This window comes from Arthrobacter sp. UYNi723, from assembly GCF_054057635.1.
In genome coordinates this window covers 84,640-102,765 of the sequence record NZ_JBSRZM010000009.1, presented here as the reverse complement: position 1 = coordinate 102,765, position 18,126 = coordinate 84,640, and the positions used below count along the sequence as shown (strand labels likewise).

Annotated in this window: 19 protein-coding genes; 9 read left to right on the top strand and 10 right to left on the bottom strand. The window is 65.2% G+C overall.

The annotated features are described in order from the left end of the window. Window positions 1-72: 72 nt before the first annotated feature. The gene (locus ACVWY0_RS09400; RefSeq protein WP_485836460.1) at window positions 73-1,107 is read right to left on the bottom strand and encodes an LLM class flavin-dependent oxidoreductase; all 1,035 of its coding nucleotides are present in this window, start codon (window positions 1,105-1,107) and stop codon (window positions 73-75) included. A gap of 75 nt (window positions 1,108-1,182) precedes the next feature. On the opposite strand from ACVWY0_RS09400, the gene ACVWY0_RS09395 reads away from it, so the two are divergent. Continuing rightward, the gene (locus tag ACVWY0_RS09395; RefSeq protein ID WP_252570602.1) at window positions 1,183-1,521 is read left to right on the top strand and encodes a YnfA family protein; all 339 of its coding nucleotides are present in this window, start codon (window positions 1,183-1,185) and stop codon (window positions 1,519-1,521) included. A 61-nt stretch (window positions 1,522-1,582) separates the two neighbouring features. On the opposite strand, the gene ACVWY0_RS09390 is transcribed toward ACVWY0_RS09395, so the two are convergent. Both ACVWY0_RS09390 and ACVWY0_RS09385 read right to left on the bottom strand, forming a co-directional pair. Beyond that, a complete protein-coding gene (locus ACVWY0_RS09390; protein WP_485836459.1) occupies window positions 1,583-1,981 on the bottom strand; it encodes a hypothetical protein in 399 nt (132 codons plus the stop codon). Between the two features lie 53 nt (window positions 1,982-2,034). Next, window positions 2,035-2,721, bottom strand: coding sequence for a DUF2848 domain-containing protein (locus ACVWY0_RS09385; protein ID WP_485836458.1), 687 nt, complete (start codon window positions 2,719-2,721; stop codon window positions 2,035-2,037). 150 nt (window positions 2,722-2,871) lie between these two features. Here ACVWY0_RS09385 and ACVWY0_RS09380 point away from each other — a divergent pair, with 150 nt between their 5' ends. Beyond that, the gene (locus tag ACVWY0_RS09380; RefSeq protein WP_485836457.1) at window positions 2,872-4,263 is read left to right on the top strand and encodes an MFS transporter; all 1,392 of its coding nucleotides are present in this window, start codon (window positions 2,872-2,874) and stop codon (window positions 4,261-4,263) included. 52 nt (window positions 4,264-4,315) lie between these two features. Here ACVWY0_RS09380 and ACVWY0_RS09375 read toward each other — a convergent pair whose 3' ends face one another. Continuing rightward, window positions 4,316-4,972: a GntR family transcriptional regulator gene (locus tag ACVWY0_RS09375; protein ID WP_485836456.1), complete on the bottom strand. Its 657-nt coding sequence runs from the start codon at window positions 4,970-4,972 to the stop codon at window positions 4,316-4,318. A gap of 32 nt (window positions 4,973-5,004) precedes the next feature. On the opposite strand from ACVWY0_RS09375, the gene ACVWY0_RS09370 reads away from it, so the two are divergent. Next, on the top strand, window positions 5,005-5,799 hold the full coding sequence (locus ACVWY0_RS09370) for a carbon-nitrogen hydrolase family protein (RefSeq protein ID WP_485836455.1): 795 nt from the start codon (window positions 5,005-5,007) through the stop codon (window positions 5,797-5,799). A gap of 371 nt (window positions 5,800-6,170) precedes the next feature. Then, on the top strand, window positions 6,171-7,472 hold the full coding sequence (locus ACVWY0_RS09365) for an ammonium transporter (protein WP_485836454.1): 1,302 nt from the start codon (window positions 6,171-6,173) through the stop codon (window positions 7,470-7,472). A gap of 21 nt (window positions 7,473-7,493) precedes the next feature. On the opposite strand, the gene ACVWY0_RS09360 is transcribed toward ACVWY0_RS09365, so the two are convergent. After that, on the bottom strand, window positions 7,494-8,135 hold the full coding sequence (locus tag ACVWY0_RS09360) for a PadR family transcriptional regulator (RefSeq protein WP_485836453.1): 642 nt from the start codon (window positions 8,133-8,135) through the stop codon (window positions 7,494-7,496). A gap of 229 nt (window positions 8,136-8,364) precedes the next feature. Between ACVWY0_RS09360 and ACVWY0_RS09355 the strand changes: the two genes are divergently transcribed. Next, window positions 8,365-10,713 carry a transglycosylase domain-containing protein gene (locus tag ACVWY0_RS09355; RefSeq protein WP_485836452.1) on the top strand — a complete coding sequence of 783 codons (2,349 nt, stop codon included), beginning with the start codon at window positions 8,365-8,367 and terminating at the stop codon, window positions 10,711-10,713. Window positions 10,714-10,783: 70 nt separating this feature from the next. On the opposite strand, the gene ACVWY0_RS09350 is transcribed toward ACVWY0_RS09355, so the two are convergent. After that, window positions 10,784-11,377, bottom strand: coding sequence for a DnaJ family domain-containing protein (locus ACVWY0_RS09350; RefSeq protein WP_485836451.1), 594 nt, complete (start codon window positions 11,375-11,377; stop codon window positions 10,784-10,786). 97 nt (window positions 11,378-11,474) lie between these two features. Then, on the bottom strand, window positions 11,475-12,512 hold the full coding sequence (locus ACVWY0_RS09345; protein WP_485836450.1) for an Lrp/AsnC family transcriptional regulator: 1,038 nt from the start codon (window positions 12,510-12,512) through the stop codon (window positions 11,475-11,477). Window positions 12,513-12,657: 145 nt separating this feature from the next. Here ACVWY0_RS09345 and ACVWY0_RS09340 point away from each other — a divergent pair, with 145 nt between their 5' ends. Both ACVWY0_RS09340 and ACVWY0_RS09335 read left to right on the top strand, forming a co-directional pair. Then, a complete protein-coding gene (locus ACVWY0_RS09340; protein ID WP_485836449.1) occupies window positions 12,658-13,878 on the top strand; it encodes a M20 metallopeptidase family protein in 1,221 nt (406 codons plus the stop codon). Between the two features lie 24 nt (window positions 13,879-13,902). Then, window positions 13,903-15,195 (top strand): MFS transporter, encoded by a 1,293-nt coding sequence (locus ACVWY0_RS09335; RefSeq protein ID WP_252570491.1) that lies wholly within the window; start codon window positions 13,903-13,905, stop codon window positions 15,193-15,195. A 122-nt stretch (window positions 15,196-15,317) separates the two neighbouring features. On the opposite strand, the gene ACVWY0_RS09330 is transcribed toward ACVWY0_RS09335, so the two are convergent. Together ACVWY0_RS09330 and ACVWY0_RS09325 are read right to left on the bottom strand one after the other, a co-directional pair. Continuing rightward, entirely contained in the window at window positions 15,318-15,815 is a 498-nt protein-coding gene (locus ACVWY0_RS09330; RefSeq protein ID WP_485836448.1) for an SRPBCC family protein, read from the bottom strand. A gap of 12 nt (window positions 15,816-15,827) precedes the next feature. Then, window positions 15,828-16,160 carry an ArsR/SmtB family transcription factor gene (locus ACVWY0_RS09325; RefSeq protein WP_485836447.1) on the bottom strand — a complete coding sequence of 111 codons (333 nt, stop codon included), beginning with the start codon at window positions 16,158-16,160 and terminating at the stop codon, window positions 15,828-15,830. Between the two features lie 184 nt (window positions 16,161-16,344). Between ACVWY0_RS09325 and ACVWY0_RS09320 the strand changes: the two genes are divergently transcribed. Next, on the top strand, window positions 16,345-16,887 hold the full coding sequence (locus ACVWY0_RS09320; protein ID WP_485836446.1) for a TspO/MBR family protein: 543 nt from the start codon (window positions 16,345-16,347) through the stop codon (window positions 16,885-16,887). Window positions 16,888-17,072: 185 nt separating this feature from the next. Beyond that, window positions 17,073-17,270, top strand: a complete 198-nt coding sequence (locus ACVWY0_RS09315) for a hypothetical protein (protein WP_058931239.1) — start codon at window positions 17,073-17,075, stop codon at window positions 17,268-17,270. 84 nt (window positions 17,271-17,354) lie between these two features. Here ACVWY0_RS09315 and ACVWY0_RS09310 read toward each other — a convergent pair whose 3' ends face one another. Further along, entirely contained in the window at window positions 17,355-18,038 is a 684-nt protein-coding gene (locus ACVWY0_RS09310) for a DNA alkylation repair protein (RefSeq protein WP_485836445.1), read from the bottom strand. Between the last annotated feature and the right edge of the window lie 88 nt (window positions 18,039-18,126).

The following is an 18,126-nucleotide window of genomic DNA, read 5'->3' as shown; positions in this document are numbered from 1 at the left end:
GGGCCACCGTGGCCCGTACCTTCTCAGGATATTCCCTTCCGGGCGGATCACGCAGCAGAAATTTACGCCGGATCAGGAACGGGCCGGGGTCCAGCCGACGGCGGGCGCAATGTACCGGGCGATGTTTCCCAGCAGTTTGGCATTGAAGTCAACGCCCAACTGGTTGGGCACTGTCACCAGCAGCGTGTCTGCGGCCTGGACCGCGGCGTCGGCCGCCAGCTGTTCGGCCAGGACATCCGGGGCGCCCGCATAGGTCTTGCCAAAGCGTGCCGTCATGCCGTCGATGACGCCCACCTGGTCCCGGCTGTCCCGCAGCGCGCTGCCCGCAAAATATCTGCTGTCCTCGTCGTCCACGATTGGCAGGATGCTCCGGCTGACAGAGACACGCGGCTGGTGGCTGTGTCCTGCCGCGGCCCAGGCCTCCCGGAAGAGTTGGATTTGCTCCGCCTGCAGCTGGTCGAAGGGGACGCCGGTGTCCTCGGTGAGCAGGGTGGAGCTCATCAGGTTCATGCCCAGGCCGGCCGCCCACACGGCGGTGTTGCGGCTTCCGGCGCCCCACCAGATCCGCTCCGTGAGGCCCGGCGACTGCGGCTGGACCGGCAACAGGCCAATGGCTCCGCCGGCGTAGCGCGGGTCCGCCTCGGCCACGCCGGCGCCGCTGATGGCGTGCCGAAACTGGGCTGTGTGCCGGCGGGCCATGTCCGCGTCGGTCTCCCCTTCTGCCGGTTGGTGGCCGAAGGCGGCGGCCCCGTTCCGGGCGGGCTCGGGTGAACCACGGCTGATGCCCAGCTGCAGCCTGCCGCCGCTGATCAGATCCGTGGCGGCGGCTTCCTCGGCCATGTACAGCGGATTTTCGTACCGCATGTCGATCACGCCGGTGCCGATCTCTATCCGGCTGGTCCGGGCGGCGATGGCTGCCAGCAGCGGGAAGGGCGACGCCTGCTGACGGGCGAAGTGGTGCACCCGGAAGAAGGCGCCGTCCATTCCGAGTTCCTCGGCGGCCACCGCCAGCTCAATGCCCTGGCGCAGGGCCTCGCCGGCGGTTCTGGTGCGGGAACCCTGGCCGGGGCCCCAGTGGCCGAACGAAAGGAATCCGATGCGTTGCATGTTTGGCCCAACCAGGCCGCGGCAGGCCGCATTCCCGGCTGGCATGATGATCCTGTGAATATTCCTGCTGAAACCGTGGCGATCGCCAAAACGACTGTGCTGTTCGTCCTGGCCGCTGCTGCCGAGATCGGCGGCGCGTGGCTCGTGTGGCAGTCAGTCCGTGAGGGCAAGGACTGGTGGTGGGCAGGGCTGGGTGTGATTGCCCTGGGCCTCTACGGTTTTGTGGCCACCCTCCAGCCCGATGCCCATTTCGGCCGGATCCTGGCCGCCTACGGCGGAGTGTTTGTGGCTGGGTCGCTTGCGTGGGGAATGATCTTCGACGGCTTCCGCCCGGACCGGTGGGACATCGCGGGCTCCGTCATCTGCCTGGTCGGAGTGGCTGTGATCATGTTTGCCCCGCGAAACGCGGGCTGACCCGCTCCCGCGGCGGCCGCCGTCGTACGCTGTTTCAGCCGCCGCGTGTCAGCGCGGTACGTCAGAACATCGGCAGCAGGAAGCCCGCGATGAGCGCCACGGCACCGATCCCAGTGAGCACGCGGCCAAGCACGACGGCGGTCCGCCCCACCGGTTCGGGCGCTGCGGTCTGCCACTGCGTGGGGCGCTTGGGGTGGTAGTAGATCGGCAGCGTGTCGCCCACGGCCAGGTCCTTGATGTCATGGGGCGACATCGGGGCGTGGTGGACCTGGTACTTGCGGTCAAACCAGCGGAAGCCCGTTCCGGTAAGGTCCGCGTAGACCACCGCATCCGCAACGTTCCAAGGGTGCACAAACCGCCGAAGGATGCCCGAGTAGAACAGCAGGGCAAGCCCCGGCGGAAGGCACAGCCAGGTCATCATTTCCAGGATGGGACCTGCCATTTCAAGCGCAGTGGGCATAGCAATGATGCTACCGGGAGTTGCGACCCCCAGCGTGCCCCCGCCCGGCGGAATCAGCCGATGGGCTCGGCCATCTGCTCCACCACGTACTGGGCATCCACGGTGGATCCTGTCACGGGGTCTGTCATCTCTACCTTCCAGCTGCGGGCGAACTGGTTTACCCCGCTAGTCATGGCCACCGTGCCGGAAATGAGGATCGTCCCCGGCTCATTCAGGCCGCGCTCGGTCAGCACCTCCAGCCAGTAGTCCGGGGTCAGCAGGGCTTCCAGCGAGCTGTCTTGGATCAGCGTGTCCGCGGTATCACCCTGCCCCACCCAGCCCTTCAGCGTGATCTGGTCCAGGTGGTCGCGCACGTCGTCCAGCCGCCACGCCTTGCGGCCCAGGACGTCGGGGCTGGCATTCTTGCTCCAGGCCACCCCATGGACCTCAAGCTCGCGGTCCGTGTGGTCGCACGCGACCGTCAGCAGCACGCCGTCGTCCGTGATGACCAGCGCCCATTCGGCTTCCCCGGAGGTCCGGGCATGCTGCACGCGGACTTCGGAAACCTGCTGCGCCAAGTAGGGCGAGACCGGGTAGAGCGCCGGCGTGGTAGCGGGGCCGGGAACTCCCAGTTCTGCCAGTTCGGCAATGTGGGCCTGCACTTCCTCCTGCTCCCGCCCTGCATAACCGGCGTTCAGGAGGTGCTTGACCTGGACTGTCCGGGTGCTGCCGTCGGGAAGTTCGAAGCTCAGAGTCGTCATGTTCTGTCCATCCTTTGCGTGTCCTGCTGGAGAAATTTACAAACTGGAAACCGGAAACGGTGGCCAATGTACATCCAGTATGCGTAATGTATACATTTAACGCCAGCGTGACAGGCGTCACCCGTAAACATCTCGTGGAGGACAACACCCATGGCTAACGTCCCAGTTCCGGCTTCCGGCGCAGCGCCGCGTCCGGACAAGCCGATTCACCCCAAGGGCCTGTACAAGGCCTTCGCCGCCAGCCTCACCGGCACCGCCCTCGAGTGGTATGACTTCGCCGTCTACTCGGCCGCGGCCGCCGTCGTATTTCCCCTCGTCTTTTTCCCGTCATCCGATCCCCTGACGGGCACCATCCTGGCCTTCTCCACGTACGCGGTGGGCTACGTGTCCCGGCCTGTTGGTGGCATCATCTTCGGCCGTCTGGGTGACCGGATCGGCCGCAAGAAGGTGCTGGTGACCACCCTGATGATCATCGGCGTGGCCACGGTCCTGATCGGCGTTCTTCCCGGCTACGCCAGCATCGGCATCACCGCGCCGATCATCCTGGTGCTGCTGCGCTTCGCCCAGGGCGTGGGAGTCGGCGGCGAATGGGGCGGCGCGGTGCTGCTCTCCAGCGAGTACGGCGACCCCCACCGGCGCGGCTTCTGGGCGTCTGCAGCCCAAGTGGGCCCGCCCGCCGGCAACCTGATGGCCAACGGCGCCCTCGCCGTCCTGACCCTCGCCCTGACCGAGGAACAGTTCATCGGTTTCGGCTGGCGCATCGCGTTCCTCGTCTCGGCCGTGCTGGTCGGTTTCGGCCTCTGGATCCGCCTGAAGCTCGAAGACACCCCCATCTTCAAGGCCATCGAGGCCCACGGCGAACAGCCGAACGCCCCTGTCCGTGAGGTCTTCAGCACGGAGCTCCGGCCCCTCATTGCCGCCACGCTATGCCGGGTGGGCCCGGACGTGCTCTACGCCCTGTTCACCGTTTTCACCCTCACCTACGGCATCCAGTCCCTCGGCTACGAACGCAGCCAGGTGCTCACGGCAGTCCTGATCGGCTCCGCGTTCCAGCTATTCATGATCCCGCTGGCCGGCGCCGTGTCCGACCGCTTCAACCGCCGTCTGGTCTACGGCACCGCGGCTGTGGTGGGCGCCGTGTGGACGTTTGTCTTCTTCGGCGTCCTGGGCGCCGACAACGAACCGATGCTCATTGCCGGCATTGTGCTGGGGCTCATGGCGCACTCGTTTATGTACGGCCCGCAGGCTGCCTTCATCGTGGAGCAGTTCTCACCGAGGCTCCGGTCCACCGGCAGTTCGCTGGCCTACACCTTCGCCGGTGTGATCGGCGGCGCCATCGCCCCGCTGATGTTCACATTGCTGCTGGCGCAGTTCGGCACGTGGATTCCGGTGGCCATCTACGTGGCAGTCGCCGCAAGCGTCACCGCCGTTGGCCTGGCCCTCGGCCGCGATTCCAACACCGTGGAGGACGAGGACTACCGCCTGCTGCTGGAAGGATCCGCGGTAGAGCGCCAGCAGTCGGCCCCCGGCCGAGGCAACTGACGGAGCCAGCTGGCGATGCCAACAAACGCGAATCCAACTAACAGGGCGGCGCTTAGGTGCGGAGCAGGATATCCCGGGTGACAGCCAGGTGATGGTCAATGGCTGCCTGCGCCTGTGCGGCGTCGCCGGACACCAGGGCATCGAGGATGTCCTGGTGTTCGGCGCACACTGTTCCGCGCCGGTCTCCGGTGCGGAACAAGGCCGAGACGCCCACCAGGATTTGCCGGACATGGAGCTTGCTGTACGTTCGGGAGATGAGCTCATTGCCGGCGGCGTCGATCAGAAGCTGATGGAAGAGAGTGTCCAGCCGGATGAACTCCTGCGCAGCCTCGGCATTCAGCTGCTCGGGAAGCTGGGCTTGCTGGTCCAGGGTGTCCTGCATCGTTTTCGCAGGAACGCGGTTCCGTTCGATAACCAGGCGGGCGGCATGGCTTTCCAGCACACCCCGGAGTTCCATCAGTTCCGACATTTCACGGCCAGTCACCGGCGGAACATAGGCTCCGCGCTGCGGAATCAGTTCCACCAGGCCGTCGGAGACGAGCAGCAGGAGCGCCTCCCGGACCGGAGTTCGCGAGACTCCGATCTCGGCGGCCAGCTCCTGCTCATTCAGGAACTTCCCCTGCACCTCCGGGTCCACCAGGATGTTTTCGCGCAGGTACGCGTACGCCTTCTCGCGGCCGGACGCCGCCGTCCCCGAACTTTTTCGCATACATTATGTATACAACAGACTGGAGTAATTTCATGCGTTTAGCAGTGGCCCAAATCATCACCGGAGCCGATCTGGCCGCCAACCTGGAGCTCATCCGAGACTACGCCACGCGGGCCAAAGCCGCCGGAGCGGAGCTCGTGGTGTTCCCGGAAGCCGCCATGCGCGCCTTCGGCAACAGCCTGAAGGACATTGCCGAGCCGCTGGACGGGCCGTGGGCCGCCGCCGTCCGCAGCATTGCCCAAGAGCTGGACATCACCGTTGTCGCGGGCATGTTCACCCCGGGCGACGGCGGCCGCGTGCGGAACACCCTGCTGGTCACCGGCCCCGGCGTCGAGACCTCCTACGACAAGATCCACCTCTTTGATGCATTCGGATTCGCCGAGTCCGATACCGTGGACGCCGGAACAGCCCCCGTGACCTTCGGGGTGAACGGCACCACCTTCGGCCTGGCCACCTGCTACGACGTGCGGTTCCCGGCACTGTTCACGGCCAACGCCAAAGCCGGCGCCGAAGTCAACATTGTCTGCGCCTCGTGGGCTGCCGGCGAGGGCAAGGCCGACCAGTGGGACCTCCTGGTCCGGGCCCGCGCGCTGGACAGCACCACCTTCGTGGTGGCCTGCGGACAGGGCGACCCGGCAAGCGTCGGCATCGCCTCCGCCGGCAAGGCTCCCACCGGCGTCGGCCACAGCGCCGTCATCTCTCCCCTGGGTGCTGCCCTGGTGGCCCTCGGCGGCGAACCGGAACTCACCGTCGTCGACATTGACCCGGCCGTCGTTGCCGAGGTCCGCGGCAAACTGCCCGTCCTGGCCAACGCCCGGACCTTCTGACCTGGCGGGCCAACCCGGCGGATTCACGCCGCGGGGGCTGGCCGCCACGGCGGTGAGCCGCCGTTCACTTTCAGGAAACGTTGCCCTTTCAGCGTCCGACGGCGGCTTCTCACCACGTGCGCGGTCCGGCGCCCGCCGTCGCTGGCATCGGAGTCTCAGGGCTTCCCGTCCCGGCGCCGTTCAACAGGTCCCGTTTACACGCCGGAAACATCACGGTCATGCGATCTTCACGTAAGCCGCCGGGCCGTAACGTATCCGCAACTTAGCGAAGCTCAAACGGAAACACGCGGCGACAAATATTGATCGGGGGGATTGCGCGGGGCCAGGTAGGAAAAGTCCCCGTATTCAGGATCAATGGAAGGGACCCACCGGTGGAGATCACTGCGCAACACGTCTGGATGATGATCGCGGCGGCAATGGTGCTGTTCATGACACCCGGACTCGGTCTCTTCTATGGCGGCATGACGCGCGCCAAGGCAGCGCTGAACATGATCATGATGAGCTTCATCTCCGCCGGCATCGTGGGAGTTGTGTGGGTCCTGTGGGGATACTCGATGACCACCGGCGAGGGAATCCTGGGCATTTTTGGCAACCCCTTCGCCAACTTCGGGCTGCAGAACCTCATGGGCTCCCCTGACCTCATCAAGGCAGGCTTCAGCGCCACGTTCGCCATTGTCACCGTGGCCCTCATCAGCGGGGCCATCGCGGACCGCGCCAAGTTCAGCGCCTGGGCAGTGTTCGTGCCGCTGTGGGTCACGCTGGTTTATTGCCCCTTGGCCTACATGATCTGGGGCGGCGGGCTTATGAGCACCGGCGGAGCCATCACCGAGACCTTCGGCCAGGTCATCGACTTCGCCGGCGGTGCAGTGGTGGAAATCAGCTCGGGCACGGCAGCCCTGGTCCTGGCCCTGGTGGTTGGCCAGCGCCACGGCTTCGCCAAGGATCCCAGCCACCGCCCGCACAATGTCCCCTTCATCATGCTCGGCGCGGCCATCCTGTGGTTCGGCTGGTTCGGGTTCAATGGCGGCGCCGCCTCCACCGCGGAGCAGGCCGGCCTGATCTGGATCAACACCCTGGTCACCCCGGCCGCGGCCATGCTCAGCTGGCTGCTGGCGGAGAAGATCCGCCACGGCCATCCCACGTCCCTGGGCGCAGCCTCCGGTGTTGTCGCCGGCCTGGTGGCCATCACACCGTCCTGCGCCAACATCAGCCCAGTGGCGGCCATCGGCCTGGGCCTGGTGGCCGGTGCAGCCTGCTGCGTGTTTGTTGACCTGAAGTACCGATTCGGGCTGGACGACTCCCTGGACGTGGTGGGAGTCCACCTCGGCGCCGGGCTCATCGGCACACTCGCCCTGGGCTTCGTCGCTCTCCCCGTGGACGGCCAGGGCGGGGGCCTCTTCTACGGCGGCGGTCTCCAGCAACTGACGGCACAGGCCGTGGCGGTAGTAGTCACCGTAGTTCTCTCCGGTGGTGTGACCCTGGTGATCGGCCGGGCCATCAACAGGACCATCGGGTTCCGGGTGAGCCACGAGGCCGAGATGGCGGGGGTGGATCTCTCCGAGCATGCCGAGACCGCCTACGCCTTCGGCGGGCTGGGTAACCACTTCAACCCGCTGGGTCGCGGCGTCACGACACCTGCTGCCGCTCCCGCCAAGGAAGACACGTTCGCCTGAGGCCACAGGCTTCAAAAGCGCTCAGTCGGCCAGGATCCGGTAGAGCGCGCGGCGGGTTTCGTCGAGCTTTTCCACCGCAGCATTGCGCTGTTCTTCCGTAGCGGCCGTCCGGAACTGATGAATGACCCCCATCAGCTTGCCCACACTCTGGTGGAAGGCGGGTCCGGATCCTTCCGCATCGCTGTTCCACGCGTTCTCCAGTTCCTCCGCATGCTCGGCCACGTAGGCCTTGCCGGCGTCGGTGAGGGTGAAGTCGGTCCGCCGGCCCTCGCTGAGGGGCGCAATGAGGTCCTCGTCCACCAACTGCTGGAGTGTGGGGTAGATCGACCCGGGGCTGGGCCGCCATGCGCCGGATGTTTTCTCCGCGATGGTCTTGATCAGGCCATAACCGTTGGACGGGGCCTCGGCCAGCAGCGACAGGATGGCCCACCGGACGTCCCCCCTGCTTGCCCTCCGTGGACCGGGCCCAAAGCCGGGACCGAACCCTCCGCCCGGTCCAAAACCAGGACCAAATCCGCCCCGTGGGCCAAAGCCCGGGCCAAACCCTCCCCCGCGGTGCCCGTGCGGTCCGCGGCGGCCCCTGCCGCGCTCAAACCGTCCCCGCTCAAACTGTCCCCGCCCGAACAGCGGTTCCAAAAACTTGTCGTCGTGAATGCCTTTCATGGTGGCATCGTCCCTTCGCTGTCTTTTTGAATGCTCTGGCCTTTTGTTGAATTGTTATCGGTCAACCACTCACCGACACTTAACGATATATCGGTATGTATCGTGTTACAAGGCCCGGAACGGACTTAGGGACGGAAAATACCGGTTTGGCATCAGTTGGTCCAGCATCTGGATGCAACAGGTGCAGCGGCGTATCCTGTTCACACGTCGCGAGCTTGAGGGCTGAACAATGGCGCAGCAAAAGAAACGCAGGCACCGGTTGGCCTCCACTCTGGGAAGGGTCATCGGATTCTTTGCGGCGAGCGCCATGTGCGGCGTCCTGGCCGCAAGCCTGGTGGTCCCCGCTGTTGCGACTGTCGGTTACGGAGTCAGCACCTCCATCAGCTACTTTGAAAATCTGCCCACGGAACTGATCGTCGCGCCGCCGTCGCAATCCACCAAAGTCCTCACCTCCGACGGCCAGCCGATCGCCACGTTCTATACCGAGAACCGGATCAAGATCCCCCTGGACCGAATATCCCCCTATGTCCGGGATGCCATCGTGGCCATCGAGGACAGCCGCTTTTATGAGCACCCGGGCGTTGACCCGCAAGGGATCGTCCGGGCTGCAATCTCCAACCTGACGAATAAGGGCAAGCAGGGCGCCTCCACGATTACCCAGCAGTACGTCACCAACGTGATCAACGAGTCCTTCGTGTCCCAGGACAAGACCGACGAGGTGATCCTCAGCGGCCAGAAGAGCATCGGCGACAAGCTCCGCGAGATGAAGCTGGCCATCGCGCTGGAGAAGAAGTTCAGCAAGGACCAGATCCTCGAGGGCTACCTGAACATCGTGTTCTTCAACCGCGAGGCGTACGGAATCGAGGCGGCTGCGCAGTATTTCTTCAGCGCCACGGCCACGGATCTCACGCTGCCGCAGGCCGCCCTGTTGGCCGGGCTGGTCAACAGCCCCAGTTACTACAACCCCGCGGTCAATCCGGAGCAGGCCACAAGCCGCCGGAACCAGGTTCTTGCCGAGATGCTGGCCACAGGCAAGATCACCCAGGCGGACCACGACGCCGCCGCGGCCACGCCCATCGAGCTCAAGCTCAGCCCGGGGAAGCAGGGCTGCGCCAACGCTCAGATGGCACCCTACTTCTGCGACTACATTTCGCGCCTGATCCTGAACAACCCGGCCTACGGCATTACCCTGATCGAGCGCGAGCGGAAGCTGTACCGGGGCGGGCTCACCATCGTCACTACGCTGGACAGCCGGCTCCAGGCGGCGGCCCAGGCGCAGGTGGACGCCACCGCCGGGGCGAATCCCGACCGCTGGGGCGCGTCCCTGGTGTCGATCCAGCCGGGCACCGGGAGAATCCTGGCAATGGCGCAGAACACGGTATTCCTGCCTGCCGAGGGCAGGTTCGATACGCAACTGAACTTCAACGTGGACTCCCGCGATCCGCAAGGCAATGACCTCAACGGGGCGGGCGGTTTCCAGCCAGGCTCCACCATGAAGCCCTTCACGTTCGCAGAGTGGCTGAACGAGGGTAAGCCACTGACAGGGATGGTGGACGCCTCCCGCCGGGTGTATCCGCTGGGCTTCCCGTGGCGCTCCAGCTGCGGAAAGGTGCTGGGCGCCTACAGCACAGCGCAGAACAATCCTGAGCTGGGCGCCGCCGATGACCTGCAGAATTCGGACGAGGGCTACTACCGCCCCATGCCCGTGAACTACGGGCTGTACAACTCCATCAACACGGCCACCTTCGCCTCGGCCACCCAGCTCGATTTCTGCGGCATCCAGAAGATGGTGGACGCCGTGGGGCTGCACAGCGGACTCGATGGCGCCCAGATCAACATGCATCAGCTGGGCAATCTCCTCGGCGCCATCGGCGTCGCCCCGGTCCACCTGGCCAATGGTTTCGCCACCTTCGCCAATGACGGCCGGTACTGCACCCCCATCGCAGTGCTTGAGGTGACGGAGGTGTCGGGCGGGAAACTCCCGGGCCAGACCAGCGAGTGCCGCGACGCCGTCAAGCCGGAGGTTGCCCGAGGCGTAAACGCGGTGCTCCAGGACGTGCTGAAGGTCGGCTCCGGGGTGTGGATCAACCCCAAAATCCACACGCTGATGCCCGTTGCCGCCAAGACCGGCACGTCCAACAACAACGGCTCCACCTGGGTGGTGGGCTACACCTCGGGATTGGCCACAGCGTCCTTCTTTGGCGATGCACTGGAAGGCCAAAACCGCCCCGGCCAGAACGTCACCGTCAACGGCCAGTTCTACCCGCGCCTTGACGGCTACATGATCGCCGGGCCGCAGTGGGTCAACTACATGCTCCAGGCCGCCCCGCTCTACCCGGCCAACCCCTTCCCGCCGCCACCGGCTTCCATGGTGGCCCCGCCGAAACCGACTCCCGCTCCTGCCCCCGCACCAGCACCGGCCCCCGCTCCCGCACCAGCGCCGGCTCCCGCTCCTGCCCCGCCACCGGTTCCCGCGCCAGAGCCACCTCCTGCACCTGAGCCCGCGCCTGTCCTACCGCCAACGCCAGAGATTCCGGGCTTTCCGCCTCAGAACGGCTTCCCGGGCGCAAGGCGCTAGGAGCCGACGACCCTGACAGCCGACGACGGCGGGAGGCGCCGCCGTCGTCCGTTGCCCCCCGTCCGCTCGGCTAAGTGGTGCCGCGCCAGAGCCGCTGCCACCAGGAGCGCTGCGGCTCCGGATCAGGCAGGGCGTCCTGTGAGCGGGCGGCGCGGCGTTCGTGCCAGCGCGCCACCTCAGCGTCGCCGTCCCGCGTTTTGGTGACGACGGGAGGGCCGCCCTGGAGCTGGCGGCGGGCGTCGATCACCCGGGCATTGAAGTCGGCGAGGATGTCGCGGACCTGCTTTTCGGTGAACTGGGCATCAAGGCGGCCGTCCAAATCTGCGTCTTCGGTGCGGAGCAGGATGGCTTTGGGCCCCAGTCCGCTGATGTTCTCGCGCTGGATCAGGCCCTTGACCCACCAGTCGGGATCGTAGGCATCCCCGAGCCCGGGGATGGGCTTGCCGGCGTATTTGAGGTTGTCGAATTTGCCCTGTGCCATGGCGTCCCGGATCAGATACTCCGCCCGCTGGGCATCGTCCACCTTCTTGCGCTTGCCCCGCTCCTTCGCCTCGGCAGCCTCGAGTTCGGCCTCTTCTTCAGCGCTGATCCCCGCACCGCGGTAGGAGCGCACTTCTGCGGCCCGTTCCAGCCGGCGCTTGAAATACCCCGCCCCGCCGCTCATAGAATGCCACCGCCTCCGTGCCTGAATCGAGTCTTTTTTCCAGTATTCAAGCGTCCACATCTGATTTCAACGGTGCCAATGGCAGCCGCTTGGAAGCTCAGGGGAACCCTACGGACGGCAGCTCCGCGGTTGAGACCACAACGGCGCCGCTCGCCGTCGAATCCGGGTTCAGCATCCAGCCCATCCGCTTGGCGCTGCTCAGGATCACGACGCTCTCCACGAGCTCGATCTGCGGGATGCGTTGCTGGAGGGCCAATTCGGCGTTCATCACATCGGCCAGCGAATTCAGCCACATGAGGATCACAAAATTTGTGCCTCCGGTGGTGGACGCGCTGAACCGGACAGTGCGGAGGCTGCGGAGTTCAGCGGCCGCGGCCTCGTGCTGGCCCGGCGACACGTTGGCGAACCACTGGCAGCTCACCGGGTAGCCGGAGAGATTCTGGGCAATTTCACAACGGAAGGACAGCAGCCCGCTGGATACCACCCTGTTGAGCTGCCGCTGGACCGTCGCCGGGCTCCGGCCCAGGCTGCGCGCGATGTCCGCTGCGCTCGCTCGCGCGTCCCGCGCCAGGAACGGGATCAGATCCAGGTGGCTGGGCGGCAGTGGCGCCCCGGGTCTCGAGGCTGCTGAACCGGTGACTTCAGGACTGGCAACGGCCGAAAGCGCATTCTGCTTCGCCTTGTCCAAGGTATTGAGCCGCCACGCATGGCCAGCGGAATGCAGACGGGTACCCAGCGAGGTCCGGTACTTCACCAACCCGCGGATCTCCTTGAACCGCGGAAGGACATGATCCGTGAACCGGGCCAAGGTGGGCGCTATGACCGTCAGCATGAGGTCCCTGTTGCTTGCCGCCTCTTCCACTGTGACCACCTCAGGGATGGCGGCGAGCGCCGCGGTCACCTCCGCGCGCAACTGCATTTCACAATCCACGCTCACCAGTGCCAGGCACATCTTTTTGGGATCGCCGATCAGGTGGGCCGTCGTCCAGGCCGCCCCCGACAATCTCAGCCTGTCCCAGCGCGCAGCCAGCGTTGTGGCGTGCACTCCCAGCACATTGGCTGCATCCGACCAGCTGATCCGCGGCGCGACCTGCAGCACGTTGATCAGGGCAAGGTCTTCCTCGCTGAGTACCACTTCGCACGCTTCTATCTCTGGTGAATGAATCCTGCCGTATCCATCATACTTTTGATTTTTTTCAGCTATTTCCTAGCCTGTGAACCACATCACCACACAATGGGATCAGGTCGCTGACCAAACGTTCAGAAATTTAGGAGAGTAGATGTCGATCATCACCGATGCGAAGGATCTGCAGGCCGACCTTGGCCGGCTGCGTCACGAGCTGCATCAGGAACCGGAGATCGGCCTGGACCTCCCCCGGACCCAGGAAAAAGTCCTCAAGGCGCTCGACGGCCTGCCGTTCGAAATCACCCTGGGCAAGAGCACGACGTCGGTCACGGCCGTCTTGCGCGGCACCGCGCCGCACGCATCGGCAACGAAACCAGCGGTCCTCCTGCGGGCCGACATGGACGGCCTCCCCGTCCAGGAACGCACCGGCGTCCAGTTCGCGTCCAAGATCGACGGCGCCATGCACGCGTGCGGCCACGACCTCCACACCGCCATGCTCGCCGGAGCAGCCACGCTTCTGGCCGAGCGCCGGGACCAGCTGGCCGGCGACGTCGTGCTGATGTTCCAGCCGGGCGAGGAAGGCTTTGACGGGGCGGGCCACATGATCCGCGAAGGCGTGCTGGACGCGGCCGGGCGCCGGGTTGACGCCGCCTATGGGATGCACGTGTTTTCCGCCTTGGAGCCGCATGGCCGGTTCTGCACCAAACCGGGCGTGATGCTGAGCGCCTCGGACGCCCTCACCGTCACGGTTCTGGGCGCCGGCGGCCACGGCTCGGCCCCGCACGCGGCCAAGGACCCCGTCACGGCGGCCGCAGAAATGGTGACAGCCCTGCAGGTCATGATCACCCGCCAGTTCAACATGTTCGATCCCGTGGTCCTGACGGTGGGCGTCCTCCAGGCAGGCACGAAGCGCAACATCATTCCGGAATCGGCGCGCATCGAAGCCACCATCCGAACCTTCTCGGATGCCTCCCGGGAGCGGATGATGACCGCCGCTCCCACGCTGCTGAAGGGCATCGCCGCTGCCCACGGCCTTGAGGTGGACGTCGACTACCGTCACGAGTACCCCCTCACCGTCAACAACGACGACGAAACGCGCACCGCGGAGAAGACCATCGAAAACCTCTTTGGACACTCGCGCCTCACCCGCTGGGCCACCCCGCTCAGTGGATCCGAGGATTTTTCGAGGGTGCTGGCGGAAGTACCCGGGACGTTTATCGGGCTCAGCGCCGTCGCCCCCGGCGCCGACCACACCACCACCGCTTTCAACCACTCCCCATACGCCGCCTTTGACGACGGCGTCCTGTCCGACGGAACTGCTCTTTACACCGAGTTGGCCGTCTCCCGCATCGCAGCCTTGGCTTCGGCCCACTAAAACCCTCAAATCCTGGAGTACACAATGACCACAACTGCAGGCGTCCCAGCAGACGTCCAGGTTCACAAGTCCCACCTGCGCACCCTCGTCGGCACCGGCATCGGCAACGCCGTCGAGTGGTATGACTGGGCCATCTACGCAACCTTCGCGCCTTTTATCGCGAGCGCCCTGTTCAGCAAGGAGGATCCGACGTCGGCCTTCCTCGCCACGCTGGCGATCTTCGCCGTCGGCTTTGTCGCCCGCCCATTCGGCGGCTTCGTGTTCGGCTGGATCGGTGACCGGATCGGCCGCAAGACGTCCATGACGTTCGCCGTCGGGCTCGCTGCTCTGGGCAGCCTGCTGATCGGTATCGCACCGACCTTCGAAGCCGTCGGGGCCTTTGCCTCAGTCATGCTGCTGGTGGCCCGCCTGATCCAAGGCCTTGCCCACGGCGGCGAGCTGCCGTCGTCGCAGACATACCTCTCCGAAATGGCACCGAAGGAAAAGCGCGGCTTCTGGGCAACGCTCATCTACACCTCCGGCACCGTCGGTATCCTGGCCGGAACCATCCTTGGCGCCACCTTGTCCAACGTCCTGAGCAAGGCTGACATGGGCGCCTGGGGCTGGCGGATCCCGTTCATCATCGGCGGCATCATGGGCCTGTACGCCCTGATCATGAGGGCGCGACTGAAGGAAACCGCGGTCTTCGAGGCAGAATCGCCCAAGGAAAAGCACGAGCCGATGTGGCCGCAGATCTACCGGCACCGCAAGCAGGCCCTGCAGGTTATCGGACTGACCGTCGGCCTGACCGTGGCTTACTACATCTGGGGTATCGTGACGCCCAGCTACGCCGCGTCTGTGCTGAAGATGGACCGCGGAGAGACCCTTTGGGCCAGCGTTATAGCCAATGTACTGTTCATCGCCGCACTTCCGTTCTGGGGCAAGCTGTCGGACCGCATTGGACGCAAGCCCGTCATGATCATGAGCGCCGCCGGCGCCGCGCTGTTCCATTTCCCCATGACCTGGCTGCTGAAGGACTCCCCGTGGCAGCTCACGGTCACCATGTCCGTCATGCTGTTCTTCATCGCAGGAGCGGCCGCGATCGTACCGGCCGTGTACGCCGAGCTGTTCCCCACCAAAATCCGCACCGTTGGTGTGGGCGTCCCCTATTCCATCGCGGTTGCAGCCTTCGGTGGAACGGCACCGTACCTGCAGGCCTGGCTCGGCTCGATTGGGCAAGCCAACCTCTTCAACGTCTATGCGGTACTTCTGCTGGCCGTCAGCATCGCGGTTGTGTTCACCATCCCGGAAACGAAGGGCAAGGACCTGACGCACTAACCGGCAACGCTGCCTACGTAGGAGCGACCACCACCACGCGCGAAAGGACACTTGAGGCCCCGGATCCTGGGGCCGCAAGTGTCCTTTCGCGCTCGCCTTTGCGTCAAAACCGTCAGCGTTACTCAGGCGCGGGCGTGTTCCGCGAGCAGTGCGTCGATCTGGCCAGCAGCCTCCCGCATGCCCTCTTCCATGCCCATCTGGACCATCTGTTCCATCTGCTCTTCGGACTCGAAGGTGGACAGAACGGTCATCCGCGTGCGGCCGCCGAGGTCCTCAAGGTCAACGGCGGCATGCGTGATTCCCATGGCCTCGTTCGGGGCGCCGTCGTCGTCGGCGAAGCCGTCGTCGAACTCAAGCTTGCGGGGTGCCTCGATGGCGGTGAAGCGCCACCAGCCGCCGGCCTTCTCCCCTTCGGGGCCGGTCATGTAGTAGCCGGCCTTCCCGCCGGGCTGAAAATCGAACGCCTCAAACGTGGCCGGCCAGGTGGGTGGACCCCACCACCGCTCAAGCTGGCGCGGGTCTTCCCAGATCTGCCAGACACGCTCGACGCCGGCGTCGAACTCGGCCACCAGGGTGAAGCTGAGCGCTTCGAGATTCTTGGTGGAACTGATAACAGGCATTGCAAAACCTTCCTATCCTTCAGCCAGAATGTCTGCGATCCGCCCGGCACGCTGCCGCCAGATCGCCTCATACTCATCGAGCAGCCGGCGGGCCTTCTGCAGTCCTTCGTGGTCACCCCGCACGATCTGCTCCCTTCCGCGCTTCTCCTTCGTTACCAGGGAAGCCCGCTCCAACACCGCCACATGCTTCTGGACGGCGGCGAAACTCATGGCATAGAGGGCGGCGAGGCCGGAGACGGAATACTCCCCCGCCGTCACCCGCCGGACAATGTCCCGCCGGGTGGCGTCCGCAAGTGCCTGGAACAGGCGGTCCACGTCCGCGTCTCTGAGCTGATCTACAACCATTTGGTTGTACGCTACGCCCGGGGGCAGCATAGTGTCAAGGCTTAAATGCGGTCTACGAGATGGCATTTCACGGCAGTGCCGCCGGTCAACATTGCCGCGAAATGCCATCTCGAAGGGACCCTGACGGAGACCTCCGATACCTCCGGGTTTGACGCGGGTACCCGCCATTGTCCACAGTGGGTCAGTGCCTGACACTGTCCCCAACGAAGCGCAAGGTCCGGCAGTCCCGGACGGGCCATCTCTATGGCGGCAGATTGCAGCCCTGATCGGCTTCCTCGCGCTTTCCTGGACCGTGTCGTTCGTGGGGTCCCTCCCGATCCGAACGGCTGCCGGCGGCTGGTACGCGCTGGCGGACAAAGCCCCCTGGACGCCTCCCGGGCTGATGTTCACGTCAGTCTGGCTGGTCCTGTACGCGGCAATGGCCGTGGCAGCCTGGCTGGTGTGGCGGCAGCGGCGCGACCCGCGCCGCCGCGCGCTCACGCTCTACGGGCTCCAGCTGGCACTGAACCTGGTCTGGCCCATGACGTTCTTCGGCCTGTATCCCGTACTGGGGACCGCGGCCCTCTGGCTGGCCCTGGTAGTCCTCGCCGCCGTCATCCTCACAGCGTCACTGACAGTTCTGCGCTTTGGACCCATCAGCCCAACGGCCGGACTGCTGATGCTGCCGAACGTCTCGTGGCTGGTGTTTTCGGCGTCCCTGAACCTTTACGCCGCTGTCAATAACTAAAGCCAGGGCCAACGTGTAATCGCTCACACTTTCGCCATTTCTGTTGCAAATGTCGGCGGCAAGCATGAACCATGAGATCGGGACCCCGTTCCCGCACTACCAAGATCAGCAATCCTCACCGACGAGGATGCGGCCCCCTCAAGGACGACGCGGAGCCGTTAACTGCATGAGCGAAAGTACTGACAATGACGTTTGAAAACACTGACTCCATCACGCTGAAAATCTGGGACCGGTCTGCGATTGAGCACACCCTTGAGAGCATTGTGCACGACCTCTCAGTGAAGGCGAACACCACCAAATGCCGCATTGCGGTCCAGTGCAGCGGCCCCAACACTTTCACGGTCAGCGTCCGTGGCCAGGAACGCCAGCTCGCCACCGTCTGATCGGTTCACGGCTAAAACTGAAGCGGACGACGGCGGGAGGTTCCCGGCGTCGTCCCCTTTCGTTTTGCTTCCGGGCTGACAGCCTTACGCGGTGGCCTGGCGGCTCACCGTCTCGTTGATCCAGATCGGCGCGAACGGTGACGTGCAGTTCGGGGGCGTCGGGTAGTCCTTGAGGACCTCGAGCCGTTCGCCGATATCGAGCGCCCGGGCCCGGTGCTCGGGATGCTCGATCCCAATGAAGGCCAGCGTGTGGTTCATGGCCCACTGCAGCCGGTCCGGGGCGTCCTTCATCTGGGCCTCGATAATGTCCAGCATCCCAGGGAGGTCGAGCCCTGCGGGCGTATTCGCCACCCGTTCGCTGGTCAGGGCCCAGCCGGCGCTGGCGACCACCGGATCCGGATCAGCCATCCAGGCCACGCGCAGGTCCTCCGCGTGCGGGCTCTTCTTCACGACGTAATTCACGAGCCAGTCGTGCACTTTGGGGGCGCGCGCCTCGCGGAGCATGGTGTCCAGTTCGTCGCGTTCGAAGGCCTTTGGCCGGCAGATCAGCAGGGCCACCAACCTGGCCGGAGTGTCGTTCGTGGACCAGAGCTCGCGCGCGAGTTCCTGCTGGGTCTTCAGCCGCTTCGCGACCGCGCGCAGCTTGGACAGGTTCACCCCGTGGTCGTCGCCGCGCTTCTCGTTCGCATCGCGCATCTTCGGGTCCTCAAGCACGGCCAGCTCGGCCATCACTTCGCCCAGCAGCCCGGCCGATATCGTTTCCGACATGTCACCCCTTCGGTCACCCTTTTGTCGGTTCCAGCCTACGGCTGCCAGCGGGTTTGCAGCAGATGCGACCGTCAGTGGCCCGCGTCAG

Coding starts and splice junctions, on each gene's coding strand:
- ACVWY0_RS09400 (WP_485836460.1), bottom strand. CDS start 1,107: ATGCAACGCATCGGATTCCTTTCGTTCGGCCACTGGGGCCCCGGCCAG.
- ACVWY0_RS09390 (WP_485836459.1), bottom strand. CDS start 1,981: ATGCCCACTGCGCTTGAAATGGCAGGTCCCATCCTGGAAATGATGACC.
- ACVWY0_RS09385 (WP_485836458.1), bottom strand. CDS start 2,721: ATGACGACTCTGAGCTTCGAACTTCCCGACGGCAGCACCCGGACAGTC.
- ACVWY0_RS09380 (WP_485836457.1), top strand. CDS start 2,872: ATGGCTAACGTCCCAGTTCCGGCTTCCGGCGCAGCGCCGCGTCCGGAC.
- ACVWY0_RS09375 (WP_485836456.1), bottom strand. CDS start 4,972: ATGCGAAAAAGTTCGGGGACGGCGGCGTCCGGCCGCGAGAAGGCGTAC.
- ACVWY0_RS09370 (WP_485836455.1), top strand. CDS start 5,005: ATGCGTTTAGCAGTGGCCCAAATCATCACCGGAGCCGATCTGGCCGCC.
- ACVWY0_RS09360 (WP_485836453.1), bottom strand. CDS start 8,135: ATGAAAGGCATTCACGACGACAAGTTTTTGGAACCGCTGTTCGGGCGG.
- ACVWY0_RS09355 (WP_485836452.1), top strand. CDS start 8,365: ATGGCGCAGCAAAAGAAACGCAGGCACCGGTTGGCCTCCACTCTGGGA.
- ACVWY0_RS09350 (WP_485836451.1), bottom strand. CDS start 11,377: ATGAGCGGCGGGGCGGGGTATTTCAAGCGCCGGCTGGAACGGGCCGCA.
- ACVWY0_RS09340 (WP_485836449.1), top strand. CDS start 12,658: ATGTCGATCATCACCGATGCGAAGGATCTGCAGGCCGACCTTGGCCGG.
- ACVWY0_RS09335 (WP_252570491.1), top strand. CDS start 13,903: ATGACCACAACTGCAGGCGTCCCAGCAGACGTCCAGGTTCACAAGTCC.
- ACVWY0_RS09330 (WP_485836448.1), bottom strand. CDS start 15,815: ATGCCTGTTATCAGTTCCACCAAGAATCTCGAAGCGCTCAGCTTCACC.
- ACVWY0_RS09325 (WP_485836447.1), bottom strand. CDS start 16,160: ATGGTTGTAGATCAGCTCAGAGACGCGGACGTGGACCGCCTGTTCCAG.
- ACVWY0_RS09315 (WP_058931239.1), top strand. CDS start 17,073: ATGACGTTTGAAAACACTGACTCCATCACGCTGAAAATCTGGGACCGG.
- ACVWY0_RS09310 (WP_485836445.1), bottom strand. CDS start 18,038: ATGTCGGAAACGATATCGGCCGGGCTGCTGGGCGAAGTGATGGCCGAG.